The 9,107-nt window shown below is 61.5% G+C and carries 8 protein-coding genes; 2 read left to right on the forward strand and 6 right to left on the reverse strand.

What is annotated here, in order from left to right:
- Both QOC89_RS10310 and glnA read right to left on the reverse strand, forming a co-directional pair.
- The coding region (locus QOC89_RS10310) for a PAS domain-containing protein (protein ID WP_323044919.1) at positions 1-392 on the reverse strand (392 nt) is incomplete at its 3' end.
- A gap of 141 nt (positions 393-533) precedes the next feature.
- The gene (gene glnA / locus QOC89_RS10315) at positions 534-1,949 is read right to left on the reverse strand and encodes a type I glutamate--ammonia ligase (RefSeq protein ID WP_323044920.1); all 1,416 of its coding nucleotides are present in this window, start codon (positions 1,947-1,949) and stop codon (positions 534-536) included.
- Between the two features lie 441 nt (positions 1,950-2,390).
- Here glnA and QOC89_RS10320 point away from each other — a divergent pair, with 441 nt between their 5' ends.
- Complete coding sequence (locus tag QOC89_RS10320) at positions 2,391-2,855, forward strand: rhodanese-like domain-containing protein (RefSeq protein WP_323044921.1); 465 nt, start codon at positions 2,391-2,393, stop codon at positions 2,853-2,855.
- A 334-nt stretch (positions 2,856-3,189) separates the two neighbouring features.
- On the opposite strand, the gene QOC89_RS10325 is transcribed toward QOC89_RS10320, so the two are convergent.
- The 4 genes from QOC89_RS10325 to QOC89_RS10340 form a co-directional block, all read right to left on the reverse strand.
- A complete protein-coding gene (locus QOC89_RS10325; RefSeq protein ID WP_323044922.1) occupies positions 3,190-4,026 on the reverse strand; it encodes a competence/damage-inducible protein A in 837 nt (278 codons plus the stop codon).
- Positions 4,027-4,056: 30 nt separating this feature from the next.
- Entirely contained in the window at positions 4,057-4,887 is an 831-nt protein-coding gene (locus tag QOC89_RS10330; protein WP_323044923.1) for an EI24 domain-containing protein, read from the reverse strand.
- 270 nt (positions 4,888-5,157) lie between these two features.
- Positions 5,158-6,156 carry a sterol desaturase family protein gene (locus QOC89_RS10335; protein ID WP_323044924.1) on the reverse strand — a complete coding sequence of 333 codons (999 nt, stop codon included), beginning with the start codon at positions 6,154-6,156 and terminating at the stop codon, positions 5,158-5,160.
- Positions 6,157-6,187: 31 nt separating this feature from the next.
- The gene (locus tag QOC89_RS10340; protein ID WP_323044925.1) at positions 6,188-7,207 is read right to left on the reverse strand and encodes a beta-propeller fold lactonase family protein; all 1,020 of its coding nucleotides are present in this window, start codon (positions 7,205-7,207) and stop codon (positions 6,188-6,190) included.
- Positions 7,208-7,805: 598 nt separating this feature from the next.
- Here QOC89_RS10340 and QOC89_RS10345 point away from each other — a divergent pair.
- A partial coding sequence (locus QOC89_RS10345) for an ESPR-type extended signal peptide-containing protein (protein WP_323044926.1) occupies positions 7,806-9,107 on the forward strand: 1,302 nt, incomplete at its 3' end.

The raw sequence follows: 9,107 nt of genomic DNA on the forward strand, positions 1-9,107 counted from the left end.
AGTTCGAGCAGCACATAGTCTTGCGCGCTTTCCAGAAAGCCGACGATCGCGTGAACATGCAGGGGCTCGTGGCCGGGCCGCTCGAGCACGGCGTCCAGATGCGTCGCGTGAAAACGGTGTGCGGCGATTGCGGTGATGGTCGCGACCAGTTCGTCCGCATTCGAGAAGATGTCCGGCCACGCCATCTGCGTCAGTTGCTTGCGCGAAAGGTCGAGCATCGACTCGGCCGATGGATTCGCAAACGCAACGCGCAGCGTGCGTTTGTCGAGTACCAGCACGACCGTCGGCAACGCCTCGAAGCCTGGCAACAGACCGGAAGCGACGAGCTGCGCGTCATCCGACAGCGACTGCTCGTGCCCTTTCCTCGCCTTGATCAGATTTTTTAGAACCATCTTGCAGTCCGGCCGATAGGAGATGGTGGCAAATCGTTGCGCCCGGTCTAACGAAAAAGGGACGGCGCCGCCGTCCCTTCGTGACCGATCGCGAGCGTCGGGCAAGGCGCTTCCCCCTTGCGGGCGAAGCGCGATTGCCGCTTACAGCGAGTAGTACATTTCGAATTCGATCGGGTGCACCGACTGACGATAGCGTTGCAGCTCGTTCGTCTTCAGTTCGATGTACGCGTCGAGCATCGAATCCGTGAACACGCCGCCGCGTGTCAGGAACTCGCGGTCGCCGTCGAGCGCGTCCAGAGCCTGGTCGAGGCCGGCGCACACGGTCGGGATCTTTGCATCCTCTTCCGGCGGCAGGTCGTACAGGTTCTTGTCGGCGGCTTCGCCCGGGTGAATCTTGTTCTGCACGCCGTCCAGACCCGCCATCATCAGCGCGGAGAAGCACAGGTACGGATTCGCCAGCGGATCCGGGAAACGCGTTTCGATACGGCGGCCCTTCGGGTTCGACACGTGCGGAATGCGGATCGATGCCGAACGGTTGCGAGCCGAGTAAGCCAGCTTGACCGGTGCTTCGAAGTGCGGCACGAGACGCTTGTACGAGTTCGTACCCGGGTTCGTGATCGCGTTCAGCGCGCGAGCATGCTTGATGATGCCGCCGATGTAGAACAGCGCGAATTCCGACAGACCTGCGTAACCGTTGCCTGCGAACAGGTTCGTGCCGTCTTTCCAGATCGACTGGTGAACGTGCATGCCCGAACCGTTATCGCCCACCACCGGCTTCGGCATGAACGTAGCGGTCTTGCCGTACGTATGCGCGACGTTGTGGATGATGTACTTCATTTGCTGCAGCCAGTCGGCGCGTTGCACCAGCGTCGAGAACTTCGTGCCGATTTCGTTCTGACCCTGGCCCGCGACTTCGTGGTGATGCACTTCGACCGGAATGCCGATCTGTTCGAGCAGCAGACACATTTCCGAACGGATGTCCTGGAACGTGTCGACCGGAGCGACCGGGAAGTAGCCGCCCTTCGTGCCCGGACGGTGGCCGGTGTTGCCGCCTTCGAAGTCCATCGCCGACGACCACGGTGCTTCTTCCGAGCCGATCTTGACGAAGGTGCCCGACTGATCCGTGCCCCACTTGACCGAGTCGAAAATGAAGAATTCCGGTTCCGGACCGAAGAAGGCCGTGTCACCGAGACCGGTGCTCTTCAGGTACGCTTCAGCGCGCTTGGCGAGCGAACGCGGGTCGCGTTCGTAGCCCTTGCCGTCAGCCGGTTCGACGACGTCGCAGGTCAGCACGAGGGTCGATTCTTCGTAGAACGGGTCGATGAAAGCTGTGTTCGGGTCCGGAATCAGCAACATGTCCGATGCTTCGATGCCCTTCCAGCCGGCAATCGACGAACCGTCAAACGCATGGCCGCTTTCGAACTTGTCTTCATCGAATGCCGACACCGGCACCGAAACGTGTTGCTCTTTGCCGCGCGTGTCGGTGAAACGAAAGTCGACAAACTTGACGTCTTCGTCTTTGACGAGCTGCACGACGTCGGCCACGGATTTACTCATAACCTTTTCTCCTGATTAACGAATTCGGCGGATTCAGCCGCCGCCCAATCTAGCTGACCCGCCCCGGCGCGTCCACCCCTGAATCTTTCAGGAGAAACATAAAAGTCCGCTGGGACAAATCGATCGGCACCAATAAAGCAGCTTCTGTGCCACGTGTGCGCCAATGCGGCGCAAAACCACGCTGTACGCGCGTTCGCGGGGAATGGACGCACCGTATGGCATGCAGCCCCGAAATCTTTGCGCCGCGTGTCGCACCAAAATCGTGCAATCGCGAAATTGACGACAGTGGGCGTCTTCATTCTGGTGCATTCGAAAAAATATGCACCATTGTTGAGCGTCCGCCGCATTACTCCAGCGTTGACCTGACACCCTCGCCCAAGCGCATGCGTGTCGCATGCGGCGCGCTAGAATGGTCATTTGGTCCGAAGGAGATTTGCGCTCATGAGCACGCTCGAACAGTTGTACGCCCAGGCGGATAAGCGTCGCACCGAGAACCAGTTGCCCTACGCCGGCGCGGTATCGCCCGCCGAGGCGTTCGAACTGCTGCAACTCGACCCGCGCACGCGTCTCGTCGACGTGCGCACTCGCGCCGAACTCGATTGGGTCGGCCGGCCGGTTATCGGCGACGGGCAATACGCCCACGTGGAATGGACCCGTTACCCGGGCGCCGTGCCGAACCAGGAATTCCTTCAGCAACTGAGCCAGGTGAGTTCGCCCGATACGCCCGTGCTGTTTTTGTGCCGCAGCGCCGCGCGCTCGAAGCTCGCCGCGATCGCTGCCACGCAGGCCGGCTTTAGCAAGGCGTACGACCTGCTCGAAGGCTTCGAAGGCGACAAGGACGGCCAGGGGCATCGGAAGACGGTGTCGGGCTGGTGCTTTCGCGGGTTGCCGTGGATCGGCGCGTGATTGCGGGTCGGCTTGCTTGATCGTCGTGGCCCGCTTGCGCGGTGCCTGCCGGCGCGCAACGTCAACAGCGGGTGCAACGGCCGGGCCATCCTGCGCCGGCCACCGCGCGAATCGATGCATCAGGAACCTGGGCGATGAGTTTGCGGACGATGAACGGGACGATCAGATGCATCGTCGGCGCTGTATATGACAGGCCGATGATGCGCTGAGTCTTGCCGATGCGTTGAGTCTTAATTCAGGCACGGGCGCGAGCGCGCCCGAATGAGGTCGCCCCTGAGCGGCAGATCAACCGCTGCTCACTCAGGTTTGCCGCCTGTCTCGAAGCAAGCGTGGATTAACCGCGCGGTTTGGCCGCAGCTGCAGCCACCTCGGGTTCGACGATATCGCCGCCCAGCAGATGCACGCCTTCGCGCAGCTTCACGAAAGCCGCCGCCACCGCTTCCGGTTCACCCTTCACACCGAGATCGATGTGATGCCGCGCATAAACGCCGCCGCGCTCCGCATCGCCCACGCTCGGCAGGCTGAACACCCGCACGCCGGGAAAATCGTGTTCGATCTTCTCCATCAAAGGCGTGAGGCGCGACTCCGGCAGTTCGAACACCAGCAGTGACTTTTCCGCGTGCGGCATTGCGTGATGAAGATGCGCATAGTGCGTATCCAGCACCCATTCGATCATCGGCCACGCCATCACCGGGAAACCCGGCACGAAGTAATGCTGTTTGATCGAGAAGCCCGGAATCTTGTTGTAGCCGTTCGGAATAATAGCCGCGCCCTGAGGAAACGTGCCCATATTCAGACGGTGCCGGTTCTCAGGCGTTTCCAGATCGAGCGGCGCGGCCGCGTTCGCCGGATGCATATCGCGGATGCGCTCCTGAATCAGCTTCGCGGCCTCGGCATGCAGCTCGAGCGGCACGCCGAGCGCGGCTGCCGCGCATTGGCGGGTGTGGTCATCAGGCGTGGCGCCGATGCCGCCCGTGGAAAACACGATGTCGCCCGACGCGAACGTGCGCCGCAGCGTTGCCGTGATGCGCTCCGGATCGTCGCCGATATACTCCGCCCAGCCGAGCGACAATCCGCGCGCGCCCAGCAATTCGATGACCTTCGGCAGATGCTTGTCGATGCGCCTGCCCGACAGGATTTCGTCGCCGATGATGATGACGCCAAATGCCATTGCTGCCTCTTTCGCTTAATCAGTAATTCATCAGTAAGGAACCGGCGCCGCGTGCCGCGGGCCGTGCTCTTCCGCACGCATGCGTTGCAGCGCGCGCAAACAGTAGTAGCCGAACCACAGTGCCGAAAACACGAGGATGAACGCGTAGATCCAGATGGTCACCGCGGTGATCACCGGGAACAACACGATCATCCATACCGACGACACCCACAACAGCGTAGGCAGCGAGCCCAGCAGTCCGCTCGCGACGCCGATCAGCAGAAGCGGCAGCCGGAAGCGCCGCACCAGCGCGCGCCGCTCGTCACGCGTGGCATGCAGCGAGAGCGCGTCGTAACTCATCACGCGATACGTCAACCAGCCCCACAGCAGCGGCGGAATCAGCGCGAAGAACGGTGGCACCAGCCACAGCGGCAGCGTCACGATCAGCAGCACGAGGCAGATCAGCGTGGTCCACAACGCCTGACCGAGGCTACCGTACCACGTTCCGCCGCGGCGCATTTCGAGGCCGGAAAATTGCCGCGCCGACAGAAAGCGGATTACGGCTGGCATCGACAGCGTGGCGATCAACAGCAGTACCGTGACGACGATCAACGGAATCGCCATCGCAATCACGATAAATGGCGCGATCGCCACGTGCAGCGCTGAAAAACCGAGCCAGTCGAACAGATGATAAAGCGTAACCGTGAACGACCAGCTTTCGAGCCATGTGCGAGTCGCGCCGATCAGCGTCTGCCAGGAAAACCACAGGATCACGCCCCACCCCAGCGTGGCCGCCAGAAACGGCAGGAAGGTCAGCCAGAGCATGCGCGGGTGGAGCGCGCTGGTGAGTGCGCGTCCGAACGAGCGCAACAGATCATTCATGTGGGCGAGGGCCGGTGAACGAAACGATGGAATGAGAGCCGCGCGACGACCGGGCAACACCGCCGGCAACCGGTTGCCGGACGTCTGTTAGTCCGGCGCCCGCGCCGGATGCCCGGCGCCCGGATGCCCGGCGCCCGCATGCCCGGCGCCCGAATCTGAACGCCGACCTGTACGGACCAGACAATGAACCTGGAACGTGCGCGCAAACGTGAACAGGATAAACCACGTGACACGCCGCCGGGGAAACCAGCGGCGTGCGGGGAAGAATATTCAAATCGGGGCGGCGTCGCTGTTCCCGGTGCGACGCTTCGGCGAAAGGCGCCCGGCGATGCGCACGAAAGCGAGCCAGTGCTGTGCCCAGAAACCGTCGCCGTAGCGGCGACCTTCCAGTTGATCCGGGATCCCGGTCGGCTCCATTTCACGGCTCCAGGACACGCTGCGGAACAGCATGTCCCACCAGGGAAACAGCACGCCGAAGTTGCAGCCGTATTTCAGCCCTTGGTGGGCGTAGCCGATCGCATGGTGACGGCGATGGAACGTCGGACTGACCAGCAAGCGCTCCCCGAGCCAGCCAAAATAGAGCCGGATATTCGCGTGCTGCACGCTCTGCGCCAGGTTCGTGATCGCGACCAGTACGACGAATTGCGACGGCGGCACGCCGATCACCAGCGCGATCACCGCGAAGAACGACGCCTGCAGCAGATCGTCGAGCAGGTGGTTACGGTCGTCCGACCACAGCGACATCTGCTGCTGGCTGTGATGCACCGCGTGCAACTCCCACCACACGCCGATCCGGTGTTCCCAGCGGTGGTACCAGTAACCGGCGAAATCGAGCACCAGCAGATACATCACGAACGTGACGAGCGGCTGCGTGGTGACGCCCGGCCACAGATTGTCGAATTCGATATTGGCGATGTTGTGCAGCCTCAGCCAGGCTTGCACGCTATCGAAGAACGGCTGTAGCGCGAAGAAGAAGAACAGGTTGAGAATGCCGAGCTTGGCGATCCACGTGTAAATCACATCGACACGCACGGCCTTGCGGTTTTCCCACTGCTCCACCGGCCGGAGCGCCTCGAGCGGGCGCAGAACCGCGTACATTGCCAGCACCTCGAGGACGCCGACGATCACCCAATACAGGCTGTCGTACGTGTCTTCGTCGTAGCCCATCAGATCGAGGCGGAACAGCAGCGGCTGCACCACGTCGACGTACAGCAGCGTTTGCACCGCCGAGACGAAGCTGTCGAGAGAAGAAAAAATCAGATGGAACATGGTGCCGGCCCGTTACTTCCTTATTACAGCATCAAGCGCCGTTCGGCGCCGTGAGCGGCGCGCGATTGAAGAAATAGATGCCGTGCGGCGAACGGCCGACGGCAATCGTCTGGATCAGCTTACGCGTATTCAGGTCGATGATGCCGATGTGCTTCGCAAAGCGGAAGGTCACCCACAGATAGCGTTTGTCAGCGGAAAGCTCCATATCGTCCGGCCCCGGCATCAAACCCGTGATGTCGCCGACGTTGGTAAGCGTGTCTTCGTCGATGACGCTGATCGTACTCGCGACCCGGTTCGACACCGCGACATGCTTGCCGTCAGCGAGCGAGCGGAAGTTGTGCGCGCCCTTGCCCGTCTGGATCGTCTTGACGATTTTCTGGTTGCGCCAGTCGACCACCGCGACGTAATCCGCCCCGGTCATGCCGATCAGCAGGTACTTCTCGCCCGGCGTCATCCACAGGCCGGCCGGTACCTTGCCCACCTTCATCTTCCACTTGACGGTTTGCGTGGCCAGATCGATCGCGGCCAGCTCGCCCGACACCTGCAGCGTGACGAAAACCGTCTTGCTGTCATTGGTGAACGCCATGTGGCTCGGCATCACCGCGAGCGGCAGACGCGAGGCCAGCGTCATCTGGTTCTTCTGGCTGTCGTAATGATAGATGTCGAGGCGGTCAAGACGCAGCCCGGTGGTGACCAGCCACTTGCGGTCGGGCGAAAAGCCGATCTGGTACGGATCCTCGATGTTCTCGACCCAGCGCTGCACCTGGCCCGTCTTCGGATCGACGAACATCAGGTTGTTGGACACCGAATTGGCGACGATCAGCGACGAATTGTCCGGCGTAGCCATCAGGTGATGCGGTTCCTTGCCCGTGGGCACCGTGCCGACGACCTGACGGGTGGTCTCGTCGATCAGGCTCAGCGTGGCTTCGCCGGAATTGAGCACGATCACGTTGTTGGCGTGAGCCGCCGGAGAAAAAAAGCCAGCGGCGGCGACCAGTGCCGCGCCCGCGGCGAACATGGCAGTCAAGCCGGGAAGAAAAAATTTACGCATGAAAACTCACTTCTGAGAACAACCGTCATTGTAGAACGATTGCCAGGGCCAGCGGTTGATGTGGATACCGGTTAAAGCTACGAAAAAACAGGGGCGCGACAGAACCGGCAAAGCGCTCTGTCAGCGGTTTCCGGCGAGTTGCGCGACTCGCCGTCCGCTTTGCGTAAGAAAATCGGCAGTCGACCTAAATCCAATCCAATAACTCCCAATGCGATGGATTATTACATTCTTAAATTATTGATTTTTACATAAGACAAAACAAGACTATTCTCTATTTTCAACAAATAAAAAACACTTATTAAAATTTAACGACAAATGGTTATTTAATTTCAACCATTTAGGAATTCGCTTATTCCGCCGCGCCCCACCAGGTCTGACAATCCCGCCGATCATCGCCCATGCAATTAATCCAGTGGACGCCACGGCGTGACGCAGATGATTCGGGCGCGCGAATAATTCTGGACGCGGAAAACGGACAACGGAATCACCGCGGTCGACACGTTCTATGCGCGCGACAAATCAGGGCGATGACGCCATATCCGAATCAGCATGCTTTCACGCGCCGTCCACGCTCGTAATTCCGCGGAGTTTCAGAAGAATGAATAAGATTTACAAATCGGTCTGGTGTGAAGCAACGAGCACTTGGGTAGCCACGTCGGAAACGGCGCGAGCGAAAACGAAGCGCGCGTCGGGCAAACAGGTGATTGCGCAAGTCTTACTGGCGGGGGCCGCGTTGGCTGGGAGCGGCTCGGCGGCCTATGCGGATACGGTCTCGGCCGATCGCTATTTCGGGGTCAGCGGAATCGCCGATGGTTCGGACGACGCGCTCGCGGTCGACGGCATGAATGCCATTGCGGCCGGCCCCACCGCCACAGCCGCTGCCCTCGACTCGATCGCGATTGGCAATTCCGCCCGCGCACTGAGCAACGAGGCCATTGCGCTTGGCTCCAACACGGCAGCAACCGGCGTCGACTCGGTTGCAATCGGCTATCAGGGAAAGGCGGCCGCATCCAATAGCATCTCATTCGGTGCAAACGCATCGGTTGCAAAGACGGGAACTGACAGCGTCGCTATCGGCTCGGGCGCCACGGCAACCGCCGCGAATAGCGTCGCTTTGGGCGCAAAATCCACCGCCACGGCCAATCTGACCACGCCGGGCGAAAAGTTCGGCGCTCCGGATTCGGCTATTGGCGGCCTCACGGCCCGCGGTGAAGTATCGGTCGGCGCCGCTAACAACGAACGGCGTGTCACCCATGTCGCCGCCGGCGCAGCAGACACCGACGCGGTCAACGTCAGCCAGCTCAAGGCTGTCGATAGCAAGATCACGGCGGCCACCGCCAATAGCGTTCAATATGACGCAACGCCCGCCGACAAGAGCAGCGTCACGCTCGGCGGCGCAGTATCGGCGGACGGCGGTGTGACGGGGGGCACCACGATCGCGAACCTGCACCAGGGTGCTGTTTCGGCCACCAGCACCGAGGCCGTCAACGGTGCGCAGCTCTATGCCGTCGCCGGCGACACCAGTGGCGCTTACGTCGAGCAGAACGGCAGCGGCGTCAAGTACGTGCGCACCAACGACAACACGTTGACGCCGGACGACGCCCACGCAACAGCCCCGGGCGCATCGGCGCTTGGCTATAACGCCCACGCAGACGGCGCGGACTCGGTCGCACTCGGCCGCGCCGCCCATTCGGAAGGTGCCGGCGCCGTTGCGATCGGCTATAACGCCGACGCGGCAGGCAACTACTCGGTCGCGCTAGGCTTGAACGCCCAGGCCACGGGCGCTGTCTCTGCCGCATTTGGCACCAATTCGTTGGCCGAGGGCGCGGGCAGCCTCGCCGTGGGCAATATGGCAGAGGCGAGCGCTAAAAGCTCCGTCGCCTTGGGCCAAGGCTCGCTT

It is taken from the genome of Paraburkholderia sp., from assembly GCF_034668105.1.
GTDB lineage: Bacteria > Pseudomonadota > Gammaproteobacteria > Burkholderiales > Burkholderiaceae > Paraburkholderia.

Coding starts and splice junctions, on each gene's coding strand:
- glnA (WP_323044920.1), bottom strand. CDS start 1,949: ATGAGTAAATCCGTGGCCGACGTCGTGCAGCTCGTCAAAGACGAAGAC.
- QOC89_RS10320 (WP_323044921.1), top strand. CDS start 2,391: ATGAGCACGCTCGAACAGTTGTACGCCCAGGCGGATAAGCGTCGCACC.
- QOC89_RS10325 (WP_323044922.1), bottom strand. CDS start 4,026: ATGGCATTTGGCGTCATCATCATCGGCGACGAAATCCTGTCGGGCAGG.
- QOC89_RS10330 (WP_323044923.1), bottom strand. CDS start 4,887: ATGAATGATCTGTTGCGCTCGTTCGGACGCGCACTCACCAGCGCGCTC.
- QOC89_RS10335 (WP_323044924.1), bottom strand. CDS start 6,156: ATGTTCCATCTGATTTTTTCTTCTCTCGACAGCTTCGTCTCGGCGGTG.
- QOC89_RS10340 (WP_323044925.1), bottom strand. CDS start 7,207: ATGCGTAAATTTTTTCTTCCCGGCTTGACTGCCATGTTCGCCGCGGGC.